The following is a 16,498-nucleotide window of genomic DNA, read 5'->3' as shown; positions in this document are numbered from 1 at the left end:
CTTGGGGTAGGACACATGAGCAGTGCAGAGGGCGATCCGGCCCGCCGGGCCGGTCGGTGGGTGAGTGTCCGCCTCCAGCACCGGGAGGTGTGCTTTTCCGAGTCCGCCCTCGTGGAGGACGAGCTCGCCAGCGTCTCCTACGCCGGTATCCTGATCACCAGTTTCGAGCGCGGGACCAAGGTCGGCGAACGCTGGGTGCCGCTCGGCGTCGACCCCTCGGAGGCCGACGACGAACAGCTCATCGAGCAGCTGCGCGACGCCTTGCTGTGGCAGTCCCGGCGACCGCCTCAGGCCGCGGGGGAGTAGGTCCGTTCACTGCCGTGCCTTCACAGTCGTGGCGCGCGCAGCCCGTCGAAGGCGATCTTGCAGACGGCGTCGGCGATGTCCGTGCCGCTCGAGCCCCGGCGCGGCCGGTACCACTCGATCAGCGAATTCACCATGCCGTAGAGCAGGCGCCCGGTCACCGCGGGATCGATGTCCGGCCGGACGTCCCCGTCGGCCTCGGCCTGTTTGACCAGCTCGGTCACCAGCCGGTCGAATTCGCGGCGACGGGTGAGCGCGGCGCGTTCGACCTTGGTGTTGCCGCGCACACGCAGCAGCAGGGTGACGAACGGCAGCTGCTCGACCAGCACCAGCACGCTGCCCCGGACGAGGTGCTCCAGCTGGTCGATCGCGCGGCCGTCGACGGCGCCCGCTTCGTCCAGTGCCGCGAAAAGTCCGTTCAACGCCCTGTCGACGGCGAGGCGCAGCAGCTCTTCCTTGCTCGGGACATGGTGGTAGATGGCGGATTTCGTGATCCCCAGCTTGCGGGAGAGGTCCTCCATGCTCGTGCCGTCGTAGCCGCGTTCGTTGAACAGCCTGACCGCGACCTGCAGCAGCGATTCGAGGTCGTAGCCTGGCCTGCCGCGCCGGGCCGGCGCGGCGTCCGCGTTCACGTGGGGTCCCGCTGGTCGAGCACGCGGCGCATCTTTCCCGCCGAGCGCTCCAAGGTGTCCGGGTCGGCGACGGTGACCTCCACGGTGACGCCGACACCGTCCTTGATCCCGGACACCAGCTCGCGGGCGGCGGCGACCCGGCGCTCGGCGGGCGTGCCCGGCCTGGCCTCGACGTGCACGGTGAGGTGGTCCATCCGGCCGCGCGTGGAGCGGATCAGCTGGAAGTGCGGGCTGAGCCCGCCGACGCGCAGCACGACCTCTTCGATCTGGGTCGGGAACACGTTGACCCCGCGCAGGATGATCATGTCGTCGGTGCGGCCGGTGACCTTCTCCATCCGGCGGAACGACGGGCGCGCGGTGCCCGGCAGCAGCCGGGTCAGGTCGCGGGTGCGGTACCGGATGATCGGCAGCGCCTCCTTGGTCAGCGAGGTGAACAGCATTTCGCCGCTTTCGCTGCCGGGCAGGACCTGCTCGGTGAACGGGTCGATCACCTCCGGGAAGAAATGGTCCTCCCAGATGTGGAGCCCGTCCTTGGTCTCCGCGCACTCCTGCGCCACCCCCGGGCCCATCACCTCGGACAGCCCGTAGATGTCGACGGCGTCGATGTCGAGGCGCTGCTCGATCTCGGTGCGCATCTGCTCCGTCCACGGCTCGGCGCCGAAGATGCCGACCTTGAGCGAGCTCTTGCGCGGGTCGACGCCCTGGCGCTCGAACTCGTCGAGCAGCGTCAGCATGTACGACGGGGTGACCATGATGACCTCGGGCGCGAAGTCGGTGATGATCTGCACCTGACGTGCGGTCATCCCGCCGGACGCGGGGATCACCGTGCAGCCCAGCTTCTCGACGCCGTAGTGCGCGCCGAGCCCGCCGGTGAACAGGCCGTAGCCGTAGGCGACGTGGACCTTGTGGCCGGGCCGGCCGCCCGCGGCGTGGATCGAGCGGGCCATCACGGTCGCCCAGGTGTCGATGTCGCGCTCGGTGTAGCCGACGACGGTCGGCTTGCCGGTCGTGCCGCTGGAGGCGTGAATGCGGCGGACCTGCTCCTGGGGGACGGCGAACATGCCGAACGGGTAGTTGTCCCGCAGGTCCTGCTTCGTCGTGAACGGGAACTTCGCGAGGTCTTCGAGCGTGCGGCAGTCGTCCGGGTGGACGCCGGCGGCGTCGAATTTCGCCCGGTAGAAGGGCACCTGGGCGTAGGCGTGGCGCAGCGTCCACCGCAGCCTGTCCAGCTGGAGGGCGCGGAGTTCGTCGGGGCTCGGGTCTTGGTTCACTGCTGGTCCTTCTGCGGGCCGATGATGCGGCTGCGGCCGCGGAACTCGGCGACGATCTCCGCGCCGTCGGGGGTCTCCCGGTGCACGGTGACGTCGTAGATGCCGTTGCGGCCGTAGCGGGTGCGCTCAGTGGCGGTGGCGATGAGGACGTCACCCAGCTTGCCTGCCGCGACGAAGGAGATCTCCGCGCCGGCGGCCACGGTCACCGGGCCGTGGCTGTTGCAGGCGCAGGCGAACGCGGTGTCGGCGAGCAGGAACACGTACCCGCCGTGGGCGATGTCGTGCCCGTTCACCATGGTGGCGGTGACGCGCATGCTGGCCACGGCGTGGCCGTCGGCGGCCTGGGCCAGTGTGATGCCCAGCGCGCGCGATGCCTCGTCCACCTCGAACATGGCGTGGGCGGCGTTGTCCGTCATGACCTCTCACCACCTCGTTGTGACTGACCGAACGGACGGTCGTTAAGTGTGTCGTCAGTAAAGGCAGACACCGGTGGTGATGTCAAGGTGGCCGGGCCCTTTGCAACGAGCGGGACAACGGCTACAGTGAATTACTGAACGTACGGTTGGTAATTCAGTGGACTCACTTCAGTGGACTCGAGAGGTCGGCCCCATGGCTTTGCTGCGCAGCTACGTCTCCGGCGGATGGCACACGGCGACCGGTGACGGCGTCCCGCTGCACGACGCCACGACGGGTGAAGAGGTCGCCCGCGTCTCGTCGGCCGGGGTCGACATGGCCGCCGCGCTGGACCACGGGCGCCGCGTCGGCGGCCCGGCACTGCGTGAGCTGACCTTTCACCAGCGCGCGGCGCTGCTCAAGGCGCTCGCCTCGCACCTGCGTGAGCACCGCGACGAGCTGTACGCGCTGTCCGCGCGCACCGGTGCCACGCTGGGCGATTCCAAGTTCGACATCGATGGTGGCATAGGTGTGCTATTTACCTACGCCAGCAAAGGCAAGCGCGAGCTGCCGAACTCGACGGTCTACGTCGACGGCGCTGTCGAGCCGCTGAGCAAGGGCGGCACCTTCGTCGGTCAGCACATCGCCACCCCGTTGCGCGGCGTCGCGGTCCAGATCAACGCCTTCAACTTCCCGGTCTGGGGTCCGCTGGAGAAGTTCGCGCCCGCGTTCCTCGCCGGGGTCCCGAGCCTGGTCAAGCCCGCCAGCCAGACCGCGTACCTGACCGCGCGGCTGGTCGAGCTGATCATCGAGTCCGGCATCCTGCCCGAGGGCTCGCTGCAGTTCGTCGCGGGCAGCGTCGGCGACCTCCTCGACCACGTCACCGGCCAGGACCTCGTGTCGTTCACCGGCTCCGCGTCGACGGCGGCGAAGCTGCGTGCGCACCCGGTCGTCATCCGCAACGCCGTCCGCTTCAACGCCGAAGCCGACTCGCTGAACTGCTCGATCCTCGGTCCGGACGCCAAGCCGGGCACGGTCGAGTTCGACCTGTTCGTCAAGCAGCTGACCAGCGAGATGACGGTCAAGGCCGGGCAGAAATGCACCGCCATCCGGCGCGCGTTCGTCCCCGCGGAGCTGCTCGACGACGTCGCCCAGGCCGCGAGCGCGCGGCTCGCGAAGGTGACCGTCGGGAACCCGACGACCGAGGGCGTCCGGATGGGCGCGCTGGCGAGCCTCGAGCAGCGTGAAGAGGTCCGCCGCTCGCTGAAGGCCCTGCTCGACGCCGGTTCCGTCGTTTTCGGTGACCCCGAGCAGGTGGAGGTCGTGGACGCCGACGCCGAGCGCGGCGCGTTCATGTCCCCGGTGCTGCTCAAGGCCGACCCCGAGCGCGCCGAGCCGCACGAGGTCGAGGCGTTCGGACCGGTGTCGACGCTCATGCCGTACACCTCGACCGAGCAGGTCATCGCCTACGCCGCCCGCGGCGAGGGCAGCCTCGCCGGGTCGATCGTCACCGGCGACCCTGAGTTCGCTCGCGACGTCGTCCTCGGGGTCGCGCCGTGGCACGGCCGCCTGCTGGTGCTCGACGCGGACGACGCCAAGGAGTCGACGGGCCACGGCTCGCCGATGCCGCAGCTGGTGCACGGCGGTCCCGGTCGCGCCGGTGGCGGTGAGGAGATGGGCGGGATCCGCGGCGTGATGCACCATCTGCAGCGCACCGCGGTCCAGGGCAGCCCCAAGGTGCTCACCGCGGTCACCGGCCAGTGGGTCGCGGGCGCCGACCGGACCTTCGGCGACGTCCACCCGTTCCGCAAGTCGCTGGCCGAGCTCAAGATCGGCGACGCGGTCGTCGCCGGTCCCCGCGCGGTCACGCTGGCGGACATCGACCACTTCGCCGAGTTCACCGGCGACACCTTCTACGCCCACACCAACGAGGAAGCCGCCAAGCAGAACGAGCTGTTCGGCGGCATCGTCGCGCACGGCTACCTCGTGCTGTCGTTCGCGGCCGGCTTGTTCGTCTCGCCGGAGCCCGGCCCGGTGCTGGCGAACTACGGCCTGGAGAACCTGCGGTTCCTGACCCCGGTCAAGCCGGGCGACGAGCTGACCGTGACCCTGACCGCCAAGCAGATCACCCCGCGCGACACCGCCGAGTACGGCGAGGTCCGCTGGGACGCCGACGTCACCAACGCCGACGGCGAGTCGGTGGCCAAGTACGACGTGCTGACGCTCGTGGCGAAGGAGAAGTCATGACCACCACCGAGGTCGACCTCGAAAAGCATTTCGAGCACACCCTCGAGCGTGACCAGCGGATCGAGCCGCGCGACTGGATGCCCGAGGGCTACCGCAAGACGATGATCCGGCAGATCGCGCAGCACGCGCACTCCGAGATCATCGGCATGCAGCCTGAGGGTAAGTGGATCACCAAGGCGCCGTCGCTGCGGCGCAAGGCGATCCTGCTCGCGAAGGTCCAGGACGAGGCCGGTCATGGGCTGTACCTGTACTCGGCGTCGACGACGCTGGGCGCGGATCGTGCCGACCTGACGGACAAGCTGATCAGCGGCCGCCAGAAGTACTCGTCGATCTTCAACTACCCGACACCGACCTTCGCCGACGTCGGCGTGATCGGCTGGCTGGTGGACGGCGCGGCGATCTGCAACCAGGTCCCATTGTGCCGTAGTTCCTACGGTCCTTACGCGCGAGGCATGATCCGGATCTGCAAGGAGGAGTCCTTCCACCAGCGGCAGGGCTACGAACTGCTGATGACGATGATGCGCGGCACCCAGGCCCAGCGGGACATGGTGCAGGAGTCGGTGAACCGCTGGTGGTGGCCGTCGCTGATGATGTTCGGCCCGCCCGACGGCGATTCGCCGAACACCGCGCAGTCGATGGCCTGGAAGATCAAGCGCCACACCAACGACGAGCTGCGGCAGCGCTACGTCGACATGTCGGTTCCGCAGGCCGAGGCACTGGGTGTCACGTTCCCGGACCCGGACCTGAAGTGGAACGAAGAGCGCGGCAGCTACGACTACGGCCCCATCGACTGGTCCGAGCTCAAGCGCGTGATCAGCGGCGACGGGCCTTGCAACGCGGAGCGGATCGAGCGCCGTCGCAAGGCACAGGAAGACGGCGCGTGGGTGCGGGAAGCCGCGACGGCGCACGCGGAGAAGAGGAAAGTCTCATGAAGCACGACTGGCCGTTGTACGAGGTGTTCGTCCGGGGCAAGCGCGGGCTGAACCACGTCCACGTCGGTTCGCTGCACGCGGCCGACGACGAGATGGCGCTGCACCACGCCCGCGACGTCTACACCCGCCGTAACGAGGGTGTGAGCATCTGGGTCGTGAAGGCCGCCGACATCACCGCGTCGAGCCCGGACGAGAAGGACCCGTTCTTCGCGCCCAGCGGCGACAAGGTGTACCGGCACCCGACCTTCTACGACATCCCCGACAACGTTCCCCATATGTAGGGATGAGCTCCTGTGTCTTTCGACAACGCCTACGAGGCGCTCGGTGAGAGCGCTGACGACGAATCACATTGGGCCTTCGGCACCGGCTTCGACGACCCACTGTCCGGAGTGGACACGACAGTCCCCGCCGGACTCGACGCCCGGGCGCTCGCCGCGTACTGCCTGATGCTGGGTGACGACGCGCTGATCATGTCGCACCGGCTGCAGGAGTGGTGCACGTCCGCTCCGGAGCTCGAGGACGAGGTGGCGATCGCCAACATCGGCCTCGACCTGCTGGGGCAGGCGCGTTTCCTGCTCGCCCGGGCGGGCAAGGCCGACGGGACCGGTCGTGACGAGGACGCGCTCGCGTACTTCCGCGGCACCCCGGAGTTCCGCAACGTCCGGCTGGCCGAGGCCGGCGGCGGTCATTTCGGGCACCTGATCGCGCGGCTGCTGGTGTTCTCGACCTGGCGGCTGGCCGTGATGCAGCGGCTCGTGTCTTCGGCGGACCCGGTGCTCGCGGCGATCGCGGCGAAGGGCGTCAAGGAGCTCGCCTACCACCGTGACTACGCCGCCCAGTGGGCCGTCCGCCTGGGCGACGGCACCGAGCTCTCGCACGGGCGCATGCAGGGGGGACTCGACGCGACCTGGCCGCTCATCGGGGAGCTTTTCGCGACACACCAGGTCGAAACGCTTGCCGGCGTCGATCCGGCACTGGTGCGGGACGAGTTCGACAGCGTGCTGGAGCAGGTGCTCTCCGCGGCGACTCTGACCCGTCCGTCCTCTGAGGGCGAGGCCGCGGTTCTCGGCCGCGACGGCCTTCACACCGAAGAGCTGTCCCCGCTGCTGGACGAGCTGCAGAGCGTCGCCCGCGCACATCCGGACGCGAAATGGTGAGCGCGGTGGCCGTCGCCGGTTCGGTGACCGATCCCGAGCTGCCGATGATCACGCTCGCCGACCTCGGCGTGCTGCGCGAGGTGTCCGAAGTGGACGGCCGGGTGATCGTGTCGATCACGCCGACGTACACCGGCTGCCCGGCGATGGGCACGATGCGTGACGACCTCGAACACGCGCTGCTCGGCGCGGGGTTCCGCGAGGTCGAGGTGCGCACGGTGCTGCAGCCTGCCTGGTCGACCGACTGGATCAGCCAGGACGGTCGCCGCAAACTGGCCGAAGCCGGGATCGCCCCGCCGGCTGCCGCCCCGCGCCACACCGGTCCCGTCCCGCTGACGCTGAGCGCGCCGGTTTCGGCGGTCCGGTGCCCCCGGTGCGATTCCGCCGACACCGAAGAGCTGTCCCGGTTCAGCGCGACGGCGTGCAAGGCCCTGCGCAGGTGCCGCGCGTGCTTGGAACCGTTCGAACACGTCAAGGAGATCTGAGTGACCACGGCTACTTCGCGGCGGACCGGATTTCACTCCCTTGCCGTCGCCGGCGTCCAGCGCCTCACCGACGACTCGGTCGCGGTGACCTTCGACGTGCCTCCGGAGCTCGTCGAGCTCTACGCCTTCCTGCCGGGGCAGTCGCTGACGCTGCGCCGCCTGGTGGACGGCCGCGACGAGCGGCGGTCCTACTCGATCTGCGCGGCGGTGGGCGAGCTGCCCAGGGTCGGCGTGCGCGAGGTGCCGGGCGGGCTTTTTTCGTCCTGGCTGGTGAACGACGTCCGGCCGGGCGATCTCGTGGACGTCGCCGCGCCGACCGGGAATTTCACGCCCGACCTGGCCGCAGGCGGGCACCACGTGCTGGTCGCCGCGGGGTCCGGGATCACACCGGTGCTGTCCATCGCCGCGTCGCTGCTGAAGAACCCCGAAGTCTCGGTCACCGTGTTGTACGGAAATCGGCGGACCGGCACGGTCATGTTCGCCGACGACCTGGCGGACCTCAAGGACCGCTACCCGGCGCGGCTGGAACTCGTGCACGTCCTTTCGCGGGAGCCGCGCGAGGCCGAACTGTTCACCGGCCGTCTTGACGCCGAAAAGCTCGAGAAGCTCTTTTCTGTGCTGCTGCCCGTGCCCGAGGTCGCGCACTGGTGGCTGTGCGGGCCGTTCGGCATGGTGACCGGCGCGCAGGAGGTACTCGCGGGCTTGGGCGTACCTGATGAGCGCGTGCACCAGGAGCTCTTCTACGTCGATGACTTGCCGCCCGAACCTGTGCGGCACGAGGAGCCGGGTGTGGTCGGCGCGTCGAGCGAGGTCACCCTGGTGCTCGACGGCCGGTCGACCACGATGACCCTGTCCCGCTCGCTGTCCGTGCTCGACGGCGCCCAGCGGTTCCGCCCGGACCTGCCGTTCGCGTGCAAGGGCGGTGTCTGCGGCACCTGCCGCGCCAAGGTGTGCGGCGGCGAGGTCGACATGCGGCGCAACTTCGCCCTGGAGAAGTCCGAAGTGGAGGCCGGTTTCGTGCTGACCTGTCAGTCGATGCCGGTCTCGGACGCGGTCACGGTCGACTTCGACGCTTGAGCGGGCAGCGTCCTCTTCGCGGGTCAATCTTTATAGCACAATCATGCTATAAAGATTGACCCTGTCATTCTTCGTGGGTCGCACACTATCCGGCCCGCCGGTCGGCCCCGTCGCGGGTGATCCGTCCGGCGAACATGGCTTCGATCTCGTCGAGGCCCGGCCTCACGCCGTTGGTCACCCTGTGCCCGAAGCCGCTCGCATCGCCGCCGGGCCGCGTGTCACGAGGCGGGCCGCAACATCGGCGGGTGCAGCTGCGTCGCGCGGCCCCGCCGGTAGACCTGCGCGGGGCGGCCGCCGTCGCCGCCGCTCGTGTGCCCGGTCGGCTCCAGCAGGTCGGTCACCCCGGTGACCTTGCGGTGGAAGTTGCGCGGATCCAGCCGCACCCCCCAGACCTGTTCGTACACCTTGCGGATGTCGGTGACCGTGAACTCCTCGCGGCAGAACGCCGCGGCCAGCGGTGTGTATTCAAGGCCACCTTCACAGCGCCTGAGGCTGTGAAGGTGGCCTTCACGGCACTGACTCGCGCTGGGGCACGGGCGGCGTGCTCTCCACGATGGTGGCGTATCCCGCTCCGGGGCTGATTCATGCGTGGTGGTCATGTCGCCAGGGGCGAGCTGGCGGCACTGGCCGGGACTGACAGCACCGGCGCGAGCGCCGGTGCTCTCCAAGAGTCGAAGCCTGCCGGGAGGGCCGTGCCGGTTGACAGGCAGAGCTCGGCACGGACGATCCTGTCGCGCGTTTCTCGAGCCCGCCCAGCGCATCAGCGGGCGAGACCGTCGAGTCCTGGTTGCCGAACCCGCTAGCGGCGACCAACCGCCCTCGGGCAGAGCGAGCCGCTCGAACACGAGCGACGTGTCCTCGCGCAGCTGGTGGCTCCGGACCTTTCGCGCCCTGGTGTCTTCGGGTATCAGCTCGACTGCCCGTGCAGGGAGGGTGACCGCGTTGAGGTGCCTGTCTTCGCCGGTGAAGGTGGCTCGCGGGCATACTGGGCGACGTGATCACCCGCCCCCATGTCCTCCTGTCGGCCGCGACCTCGCTCGACGGCTATCTCGACGACACGACCGGTGAGCGGCTCGTGTTGTCCACCGAGGAGGACTTCGCCGAGGTCGACCGGATCCGCGCCGGATCCGACGCGATCCTGGTCGGGGCGAACACGATCCGGGCCGACAACCCCCGGTTGCTCGTGCGGTCCCCCGAGCTCCGGCGGGCTCGCGTCGAAGCGGGCAAGCCCGAGCAGCCGGTCAAGGTGACGATCACGGCCACCGGCGAGCTCGACCCGGACTCCCGCTTCTTCACCACGGGCGAGAGCGAGAAGCTCGTTTACGTCCCGGCAGGTGTCGTCGTGCCGGACGGGGTGCGTGCGGTGGCCACCGTCGTCGAGGCCGGATCGCCGGTGGACCTGCGCGAGGTCCTCCGTGATCTGGCCGAGCGGGGGATCGGGCGGCTCATGGTCGAGGGCGGCGGGCGGATCCACACCTGGTTCCTCGGCGAGGGGCTCGTGGACGAGCTCCGGCTCGCGATCGCCCCGGTGTTCGTCGGTGACAGTCGCGCGCCCCGGTTCGTCGGCCCCGGTTCCTTCCCGCGAAACCTCACCGTGGCCGGGACCCGGCAGTTCGGTGACCTGGTCGTGCTCAGCTACCACACGACACCGGAACCGTCCGAGGCCGACGTGCGAAGGTTGCGCCAGGCCGTGGCGCTGGCCGACCTGTGCCCGCCCAGCGCGACGTTTCGGGTCGGTGCGGTCATCACCGACGCGGACGACGTCGTCCTGGCCACCGGGCATTCGGGCGAGGGCGACCCGAAGAACCACGCCGAAGAAGCCGCGCTCGCGAAGCTCGACCCCGCTGACCCACGCCTGGCCACGGCCACCATCTACAGCTCGCTGGAACCGTGCAGCACCCGGTCGTCCCGGCGGCGGACCTGCACCAAGCTCATCCTGGACGCGGCCATCCCGCGGATCGTGTTCGCCTGGCGTGAACCGGAGCAGTTCGTCGACTGCATCGGGGCCGAGCTGCTCGAAAAGGCCGGCCGCCGGGTGATCGAGATCCCCGCGCTCGCCGCCGGTGTGCGACGCGCGAATACCCACCTCTCCGGCGTCCGGCCCTGATCCCGGCTCAGATCGGCAGCCCGGCCACGCAGGGGATCGGCGGGGTCGCGTCTGCGGGGTCGAGCGCGTTCTCCACCAGTTGCCCGACGTTCGCGTCGTAAGGTTCGCCGAGGTGGCCCACTGGGTCCCGCGGGCAGGTGTCCTGCACGTACTCGTTGCGCACTCCCGGTTCGTGCACGAAGGAGGCTGCGGGCGGGGTGGCGATCTCGTCGTGGTGGACGTCGTGATCGTGTAAGCGATGCCCGGCCGCGCGATCGGCCCGGTGGACAGCCTGGTCTGCGCGGCGCTGAGCCCGGTGCACGCCTGGCAGCCGACGAGGCCGAGCGCCGTGGCGAGCAGTTCCTTCGACAGGTGGCCCAGTGCGCTGCCCAGGGTGACCACAGTGGACGGATCGAGTCGTGGGTCGGCGGGGCGATCGCCGCGATCCGGCCGATGTCGCCGGTCACCGCGGGACGGAACTTGGCTACGTAGAGCGCTTCGAACGCGCCCTCGGAGCGGCCGACGAGATCGATCTTGCCGCCGGTGACCACCGCGACGTGACCGAGGAACGCGGCGATCTGGTCGGCGGACGAGTCCAGCGACGCCAGGCCGCCGATGGCGGGAAACGCCGGGTACGCGCCATAAGTCAGGCTGAACGTGCAGTACCCCCGCGCGGCCAGCCGGTCCTGTCGCGCGTTGATGTCCTCGTGCTTGTTGGCCGCGAGGCCATGCAGCGGCACGACCGCGTGGGGGTGCGCCACGCTGGGGACGCACTGCCCGTCGTTGTTCCCGCCCGTCGCCGACGCGGCGGCCGTGACACTGCTGAGCAGGAGAAGCGCCGCGCTGGCGAGGGAGGTGAGTCCGCCGAAACGTCTGGTCCGCATCCGGTGAGGGTAGGACCGCCCGGACCCGGGGCCGCCTCTCCTTCGGGCGGCCCCGGGGGACGCCGGATGAGCGTCCGGCGTCCCCGTGCGACTACGGCGACGTCAGCAGGGGCCGCTGTCCTTCCAGACTCCCGAGCCGCCGGTCTGCGGTGTTTCGTTCTGGGTCCACCACTGCGCTGTCCACTTGTGCCCGTTGTACGACACGACATTGCCGTTCGTGTAGACAGCGGTCGCGGTCCACGCTGTGGCGGTGCACGAACCGCCCGGCGGGGTCGAGGTCGGCGGGGTGGTGGGCGGGCTGGTCACGGGCGGTGTCGCCCCGGCGAACCGGGTGCTGAACTTCGTGAACTCCCAGTCGCTCTGCGGTACGTTGCTGCAGACGCCGTTGTCGGTGGTACCCGAACATTGCCGGTCGCGGTTGACCGACCAGAAGGTGAAGCGGCCGAGCTTATGGCTCGTCGCGTAGTCGTACACCGTCTGGAAGTCCGCAGGGTAGAACATCTCGGACGCGTCGGACTTTCCGTTCATCCCGGAGAAGCCCTCGTGTGTGTAGGCGGTCGCGCTGTCCCAGCCCAGGTGGCTCATCAGCAGGCCGTGCAGGCCCTCCAGTGCGGACACCTGCGAGGAGCCGCCGGTGAACCCGCCGTCGAACGGCATGATCGAGAAGTTGTCCGGCGTGAAGCCGATCGACTTCGCCTGGTCCAGCAGCTGGGTGCCGAACCAGCCGGTGCCGGCGGCGGTGCCGGGCATAGTCACCGAAACGAACAGCCCGGGGTTGTCGGCCTGCAACGTCTTCGCCGCGCCGAGCTCGTTCGCGATCGCGGCGGTGTTCTCGTACTCCGGTTCCTCGAGGTCGAAGTCGATCGCCTTGAGTCCGTACTTCGTGATGACCTGCTGGTAGGCCCCGGCGGTCGCCGAGACGTTTCCACAGGTCTGGCCGAGCTTGGTGCCGCCGTACCCGCCGACGGACACCGAGACGTCACCGCCGTTCCCGCGGATCCTGCCGATCACCCCGGCGACGGCCGTGTCGGACGAGACCGCGGACGTGCCGTCCCAGGTCGGGGTACAGCCGCCGCCGTTGGGCGCCAGGATGAACGCGAGCTGGAACGCCTTCTGCCCGGTCGCGTTCATCACGGTGACCGGGTCGGGTGGGTTGTTGCTCTGGGGCATCAGGTACGGCGCGGACGCGTACCAGTTGCTGCTCAGCGCCGTGGTGGCCGCGGGCACGGCGTCCGATTGGGCTTGTGCGGTGGCGGCGAGCGTCGCCGCCGCCCCCGTGATGACGGTGGCGGCGATCCCGATGGCGGCCAGTCTGCTGTGACGCATCTGTCCTCCTGGTGAGGGGCGAGGTGCGCACAGCATTGGACTAGACCAATGATTTAGTCAAGGTTCTTGTCCCGTACGACAAACGTTCGTCGGGACTTCGGGGACGTTCCGGGACTATTCGGACTCCAGATCGCCCTCGAGCCGGAGGTAGACCTCCCGCATCCGCGCCAGCAGTTCCGGGTCCGGCTCGGCCCACAGGCCGCGATCGGCGGCCTCGTTGAGCCGCTCGATGATCCCGCGCAGCGCCCACGGATTCGCCTTCGACAGGAACTCCTGGTTCTCCGCGTCCAGCACGTACGACTCGGTCAGCTTTTCGTACATCCAGTCGCCGACCACCCCCGCCGTGGCGTCGAAGCCGAACAGGTAGTCGACCGTGGCGGCCAGCTCGAACGCGCCCTTGTAGCCGTGCTTGCGCATCGCCGAGATCCACCGAGGGTTGATCACGCGGGCGCGGAACACCCGCGCCGTCTCCTCTCCGAGTGTCCGCGTGCGGACGGCGTCCGGGGTCGTACTGTCGCCGACGTACGACGCCGGCGCGGTGCCGGTGAGCGCGCGAACGGTGGCGATCATCCCGCCGTGGTACTGGAAGTAGTCGTCGGAGTCGGCGATGTCGTGCTCGCGGGTGTCGGTGTTCTTCGCCGCGACCACGATCCGCTTGTACGAGTTCTCCATGTCTTCGCGAGCGGGCTTGCCGTCGAGGTCGCGGCCGTAGGCGAACCCGCCCCACACCGCGTACACCTCGGCGAGGTCGGCGTCGTCGCGCCAGTTGCCGGAGTCCATCAGTGGCAGCAGCCCCGCGCCGTACGCACCCGGCTTGGAGCCGAAGATCCTGGTGGTCGCCCGGCGTTCGTCGCCGTGTGCGGCGAGGTCCGCGTGGGTGTGGGCTCGCACGAAATTCTGCTCTTCGGGCTCGTCGAGCCCGGCGACCAGGCGTACCGCGTCGTCGAGCAGGTCGATGACGTGGGGGAACGCGTCACGGAAGAACCCGCTGATGCGCACGGTGACGTCGATGCGCGGCCTGCCCAGCTCAGCCAGCGAGATCGCCTCGATGCCGGTGACCCGGCGCGACGCCTCATCCCAGACCGGCTGGACACCGAGCAATGCGAGCACCTCCGCGGCGTCGTCGCCGGAGGTGCGCATCGCCGAGGTGCCCCAGACCGACAGGCCGACCGAGCGCGGCCAGTCCCCGGTGTCCTCGCGATAGCGGCGCAGGAGTGAGTCGGCCAGTGCCTGCCCGGTTTCCCAGGCCAGCCTGCTGGGGATGGCCTTCGGGTCGACCGTGTAGAAGTTGCGCCCGGTCGGGAGCACATTGATCAGCCCGCGCAGCGGCGAACCACTCGGACCGGCGGCGATGTAGCCGCCGTCGAGCGCGTGCAGGATCGCGTCGATCTCGCCGGTCGTGCCTGCCAGGCGCGGCACGACCTCGTTGGCGGCGAACGAAAGTACGTGCGCGACCTGCTCGTCCGGATGCCCGAGGACCTCCTCGACGACGCCCGCGACCGCGCCGGGGGACCAGTCGCGCGCCTCCATCTTCAGCACGAGCGACCGAGCGGTCTGTTCGATCGCGTCCACTTCGGACAGCGGGGTGTCGCTGTTCTCCTTGAGCCCCAGTGCGGACCGCAGGCCGGGGACGGCGCCCTGCTTGCCGCCCCACATCTGCTGCGCGCGCAGCATCGCCAGCACCAGGTTGACCCGCGCTTCGCCGGTCGGCGCCTCGCCGAGGATGTGCAGGCCGTCGCGGATCTGCGCGTCCTTGACCTCGCACAGCCAGCCGTCGATGTGCAGCAGGAAGTCGTCGAACTCGACGTCGTGCGGCCGCTCGTCGACACCGAGGTCGTGGTCGAGCTTCGCGGCCTGGATGAGCGTCCAGATCTGCGCGCGGATCGCGGGCAGCTTCGCCGGGTCCATCGCCGCGATGTTGGCGTGCTCGTCGAGCAACTGCTCGAGCCTGGCCATGTCGCCGTAGGTCTCGGCGCGGGCCATCGGCGGGATCAGGTGGTCGATGATGGTGGCGTGCGCGCGGCGCTTGGCCTGCGCGCCCTCGCCGGGGTCGTTGATGAGGAACGGGTAGATCAGCGGCAGGTTCCCGAGCACCGCGTCCGGCGCGCAGGACGCCGACAGCCCGGCCGTCTTGCCGGGCAGCCATTCCAGCGACCCGTGCTTGCCCAGGTGGACGACCGCGTGCGCGCCGAACTCCTCTTCCAGCCAGCGGTACGCGGCCAGGTAGTGGTGGCTCGGCGGCAGGTCCGGGTTGTGGTAGATCGCGACCGGGTTCTCGCCGAACCCGCGGGGCGGCTGGATCATCAGGATGACGTTGCCCGACTGCAGTGACGCCAGCACGATGTCGCCGTTGTCGACATAGAGCTCGCCGGGCGCGGGCCCCCAGTGCTCCTCCATGCCCGCGCGCAGATCCGCGGGCAGCTTGGCGAACCACTCGCGGTAGCGCTTGGCGGGGACGCGGATCGGATTGCCCGCGAGCTGCTCCTCGGTGAGCCACTCGGGGTCTTGGCCGCCCGCGGCGATCAGCGCGTGGATCAGGGCGTCGCCGTCGGGCTGCTCGGTGCCAGTCGGCTCGACGCCGGGGAACGGCTCGTCGCCGAGCTCGTAGCCGAGTTCCCGCATCCGGCGAAGCAGCTTGATGGCCGAAGCGGGGGTGTCCAGGCCGACGGCATTGCCAACGCGAGAGTGCTTCGTCGGGTACGCCGAGAGCATCAGCGCGATCTTCCGCTCGGCTGGCGGGGTGTAGCGCAGCCGCGCGTGGGCCAGCGCGATGCCCGCGACTCTCGCCGCGCGCTCGGTGTCCGGCACGTAGCGGGGAAGGCCGTCGCCGTCGATCTCCTTGAACGAGAACGGCACGGTGATCAGGCGGCCGTCGAACTCCGGCACCGCCATCTGGTTGCCCGCGTCCAGCGGCGACAGGCCCTCGTCGCTGCCTTCCCAGGTCTCGTGGTCGCTGGTCAGGCACAGGGCCTGCAGGATCGGAATGTCCAGCGCGGCCATTTCGGCGACGTCCCACGCCTCGTCGTCACCCCCGGCGCCGACCTCGGACGGTTTCGTCCCACCCGCGGCGAGCACGGTGACCAGCAGCGCGTCGGCCTTGCCGAGCTCGGCCATCATCTCCGGCTCGCGGGTGCGCAGCGACGCGCAGTGGATCGGCAGCGCACGGCCGCCCGCGTCCTCGATGGCGTCGGAAAGACTGTGGACGAACGCGGTGTTCCCGGACAGGTGGTGCGCGCGGTAGTAGAGGATCGCGACGACCGGACCGGTCACGTTCTTCGGTCTCCGCTCCAGCACGCCCCACAGCGGCTGTGTCGCGGGCGGCTCGAAGCCGTCGCCGGTCAGCAGCAGGGTGTCCGACAGAAAACGGCCGAGCTGGGTGAGGTTCTCCGGGCCGCCCTGGGCGAGGTACGCGTGGGCTTCGGCAGCGATGCCCGCCGGGACCGTCGAGAGCTTCATGAGCTGCGCGTCCGGGGACTGCTCCCCGCCGAGGACCACCACGTGCGCGCCGCTCGCGCGGACCGTGTCCAGGCCCTCCTGCCAGGCCTGCTCGGAGCCGAGGATGCGGACGACGACGATCTTCACGCCGTCGAGCAGACCGGGCAGTTCGCCCACGTCGAGCCGTGACGGGTTCGCGAGGCGGTAGTCCGCTTCGCTGGATCGGGCGCTGAGCAGGTCCGTGTCCGAAGTGGACAGCAGCAGGATCACGAG

Annotated in this window: 15 protein-coding genes; 8 read left to right on the top strand and 7 right to left on the bottom strand. The window is 69.7% G+C overall.

The features are described from left to right. Nucleotides 1-15 precede the first annotated feature (15 nt). The gene (locus tag QMK34_RS20180; protein ID WP_326415679.1) at nucleotides 16-306 is read left to right on the top strand and encodes a hypothetical protein; all 291 of its coding nucleotides are present in this window, start codon (nucleotides 16-18) and stop codon (nucleotides 304-306) included. 20 nt (nucleotides 307-326) lie between these two features. Here the strand turns inward: QMK34_RS20180 and QMK34_RS20175 are convergent, their stop codons facing one another. From QMK34_RS20175 to paaI, 3 genes are read right to left on the bottom strand one after another with little or no spacing between them, the layout of a single operon-like run. After that, the gene (locus QMK34_RS20175) at nucleotides 327-935 is read right to left on the bottom strand and encodes a TetR/AcrR family transcriptional regulator (protein WP_326415678.1); all 609 of its coding nucleotides are present in this window, start codon (nucleotides 933-935) and stop codon (nucleotides 327-329) included. Beyond that, entirely contained in the window at nucleotides 932-2,206 is a 1,275-nt protein-coding gene (gene paaK, locus QMK34_RS20170) for a phenylacetate--CoA ligase PaaK (RefSeq protein WP_326415677.1), read from the bottom strand. The genes QMK34_RS20175 and paaK overlap by 4 nt, the downstream gene beginning before the upstream one ends. Next, a complete protein-coding gene (paaI, locus tag QMK34_RS20165) occupies nucleotides 2,203-2,622 on the bottom strand; it encodes a hydroxyphenylacetyl-CoA thioesterase PaaI (RefSeq protein ID WP_326415676.1) in 420 nt (139 codons plus the stop codon). Before paaI ends, paaK begins: the two co-directional genes overlap by 4 nt. A gap of 193 nt (nucleotides 2,623-2,815) precedes the next feature. Here paaI and paaZ point away from each other — a divergent pair, with 193 nt between their 5' ends. Genes paaZ through paaE form a run of 6 tightly spaced genes read left to right on the top strand, consistent with a single transcriptional unit; the run spans nucleotide 2,816 to nucleotide 8,494 of the window. Continuing rightward, nucleotides 2,816-4,846 carry a phenylacetic acid degradation bifunctional protein PaaZ gene (paaZ, locus tag QMK34_RS20160; RefSeq protein ID WP_326415675.1) on the top strand — a complete coding sequence of 677 codons (2,031 nt, stop codon included), beginning with the start codon at nucleotides 2,816-2,818 and terminating at the stop codon, nucleotides 4,844-4,846. Further along, complete coding sequence (paaA, locus tag QMK34_RS20155; protein WP_326415674.1) at nucleotides 4,843-5,778, top strand: 1,2-phenylacetyl-CoA epoxidase subunit PaaA; 936 nt, start codon at nucleotides 4,843-4,845, stop codon at nucleotides 5,776-5,778. Before paaZ ends, paaA begins: the two co-directional genes overlap by 4 nt. Beyond that, entirely contained in the window at nucleotides 5,775-6,059 is a 285-nt protein-coding gene (gene paaB, locus QMK34_RS20150) for a 1,2-phenylacetyl-CoA epoxidase subunit PaaB (protein ID WP_326415673.1), read from the top strand. Before paaA ends, paaB begins: the two co-directional genes overlap by 4 nt. Nucleotides 6,060-6,071: 12 nt before the next feature. After that, nucleotides 6,072-6,935, top strand: coding sequence for a 1,2-phenylacetyl-CoA epoxidase subunit PaaC (gene paaC / locus QMK34_RS20145; RefSeq protein ID WP_326415672.1), 864 nt, complete (start codon nucleotides 6,072-6,074; stop codon nucleotides 6,933-6,935). Next, nucleotides 6,929-7,417, top strand: coding sequence for a 1,2-phenylacetyl-CoA epoxidase subunit PaaD (gene paaD / locus QMK34_RS20140; protein WP_326415671.1), 489 nt, complete (start codon nucleotides 6,929-6,931; stop codon nucleotides 7,415-7,417). The genes paaC and paaD overlap by 7 nt, the downstream gene beginning before the upstream one ends. Continuing rightward, nucleotides 7,418-8,494: a 1,2-phenylacetyl-CoA epoxidase subunit PaaE gene (gene paaE / locus QMK34_RS20135; RefSeq protein WP_326415670.1), complete on the top strand. Its 1,077-nt coding sequence runs from the start codon at nucleotides 7,418-7,420 to the stop codon at nucleotides 8,492-8,494. It abuts the gene before it with no gap. Nucleotides 8,495-8,712: 218 nt separating this feature from the next. Here the strand turns inward: paaE and QMK34_RS20130 are convergent, their stop codons facing one another. Next, on the bottom strand, nucleotides 8,713-9,093 hold the full coding sequence (locus QMK34_RS20130; protein WP_442785181.1) for an NrtR DNA-binding winged helix domain-containing protein: 381 nt from the start codon (nucleotides 9,091-9,093) through the stop codon (nucleotides 8,713-8,715). 395 nt (nucleotides 9,094-9,488) lie between these two features. Here QMK34_RS20130 and QMK34_RS20125 point away from each other — a divergent pair, with 395 nt between their 5' ends. Further along, entirely contained in the window at nucleotides 9,489-10,601 is a 1,113-nt protein-coding gene (locus QMK34_RS20125) for a dihydrofolate reductase family protein (RefSeq protein ID WP_326415669.1), read from the top strand. A 7-nt stretch (nucleotides 10,602-10,608) separates the two neighbouring features. On the opposite strand, the gene QMK34_RS20120 is transcribed toward QMK34_RS20125, so the two are convergent. The 3 genes from QMK34_RS20120 to cobN form a co-directional block, all read right to left on the bottom strand. Further along, nucleotides 10,609-10,902, bottom strand: coding sequence for a hypothetical protein (locus QMK34_RS20120; RefSeq protein ID WP_326415668.1), 294 nt, complete (start codon nucleotides 10,900-10,902; stop codon nucleotides 10,609-10,611). A gap of 664 nt (nucleotides 10,903-11,566) precedes the next feature. Next, nucleotides 11,567-12,790: a chitinase gene (locus QMK34_RS20115; protein ID WP_326415667.1), complete on the bottom strand. Its 1,224-nt coding sequence runs from the start codon at nucleotides 12,788-12,790 to the stop codon at nucleotides 11,567-11,569. A 114-nt stretch (nucleotides 12,791-12,904) separates the two neighbouring features. After that, complete coding sequence (gene cobN, locus QMK34_RS20110; protein WP_326415666.1) at nucleotides 12,905-16,495, bottom strand: cobaltochelatase subunit CobN; 3,591 nt, start codon at nucleotides 16,493-16,495, stop codon at nucleotides 12,905-12,907. Between the last annotated feature and the right edge of the window lie 3 nt (nucleotides 16,496-16,498).

It is taken from the genome of Amycolatopsis sp. H20-H5, from assembly GCF_035828755.1.
Lineage (GTDB): Bacteria > Actinomycetota > Actinomycetes > Mycobacteriales > Pseudonocardiaceae > Amycolatopsis.
This window is presented reverse-complemented; position numbering and strand designations above follow the sequence as displayed.